The 1,406-nt window shown below is 33.3% G+C and carries 2 protein-coding genes; one reads left to right on the top strand and one right to left on the bottom strand.

What is annotated here, in order from left to right; all coding sequences use genetic code 11:
- Nucleotides 1-340: transposase (locus FPG59_RS16055; protein WP_176330784.1), on the top strand; the 340-nt coding region annotated here is incomplete at its 5' end.
- A 232-nt stretch (nt 341-572) separates the two neighbouring features.
- Here the strand turns inward: FPG59_RS16055 and FPG59_RS16050 are convergent.
- Nucleotides 573-1,406 (bottom strand): DUF1963 domain-containing protein (locus tag FPG59_RS16050; protein ID WP_086455528.1); only part of this gene is annotated, 834 nt, incomplete at its 5' end.

Below are 1,406 nucleotides of genomic sequence, written 5' to 3'. Positions count from 1 at the left end.
GGATTACCGAGTAGCGGGCGTGAAAAAGCAAATGACGCTGACGCATCAGGAATTCATCAGGCGTTTTGCGTTGCATATTTTGCCCAAACGTTTTGTCAAGATCCGTCATTACGGTTTTTTGAGTAGCACTTGGAAACGTCAAAAGCTCAAGCTTTTGCAGGAAAATCTGCAAGTAAAAGTCATGGAAAAGCGGGAGAAGAAACCCTTTTTACCCAAGTGTCCGTGTTGTAAAACAGGAAATTTACACCGCATAGCAGTCTTCGATCAGCGTGGTCCACCTCCCGAAGCGTCGGGATGGTATATTGACGGTGGCCAAAACTCCTTTCCCTGTAAAAGCTAATTTTGTGGGTAAGGGCACGTATGTCTAATCCCGAAACTTCGGGAAAGGAAAACACTAGAAAACTATATTTAAAACTACTTCAAAAAAAAGAGGATACTAAATCCTCTTCATATTCTCTCTCTAAACTTTACGATAACTCCATAGTTCCTGCCAATGACCGGTTCCGTTCAACACAGGTTTCATTGTTCGGCTTGCAGCCGCAACGAAACCTTATCTGTTGGCAGTAGTATTTTTATGTCGTTTGAAATGAGATTATTAAATTGTTGAAATTTTTATTTTGTAATTCTTTTGTCTTTAGTCCAATGTAGAAAACTCCACTTCCGCCAAATTTAGAAAGATTTGTATTTGAATCCATACAATCTAATTGGATTAAATTTGTGAATGTCTTTGAATTTTCAAGAATTTCGTTCCATTTTTCAGTATAATCTTTGTCTGTTATATTTAATTCGTTTCTACTAAATTCGTAAACAACACTTGATTGAACAGATTTATCTTCACCTAAAATTTGATGCATATTATCTGTAAAACTGTTAAGTTCTTCAGCAATATATTCTTCTGTATCTTGATAAAAATGAAAGTAGAAATCTTCATACTTATCGTTAAAATAAAAAAGTTTATAATTTTCATCATCTGGAATTGTTATACTCTCAAAATATTCAATTTTAGCTGGTTCAACTATTCTCTCCAAATTGAAAGAAGTAGGATATTCTTTTCTTTCCAAATTTTCTGTATTTTCTGTAAAGAATATTTTGGTGTCATTTTGCATCATAGAAAATTCATTCCACTCTTCATTGATACCAATAAATATGTAAAAAATTCCTTTTTTTGGAAGTAAGTTTTCTACGTCAAATTTTTCCAATTCTGAAACATTGTATTGAGCACAAAAAACTAAATGCGAATCATTTAGTTTTGGCCAACAAATATCTTTTGGCAAATCTGGTTTTCCACCAATTTTTGAGCTTCCAATTTTCAAGTTATCCGATTGTAGTTTTTTTGTTGAAATTCCGATTGCAGGTCTAATTAATTCAATAATTTTTTCTTTATCAACATCTGAAAGTTTGTTGTC

The sequence above is a fragment of the Flavobacterium sp. FPG59 genome, assembly GCF_002150205.1.
Taxonomy (GTDB): Bacteria; Bacteroidota; Bacteroidia; order Flavobacteriales; family Flavobacteriaceae; genus Flavobacterium.
Note: the sequence above shows the minus strand (reverse complement) of the source record. Positions and strands in the feature narration are given on the sequence as shown.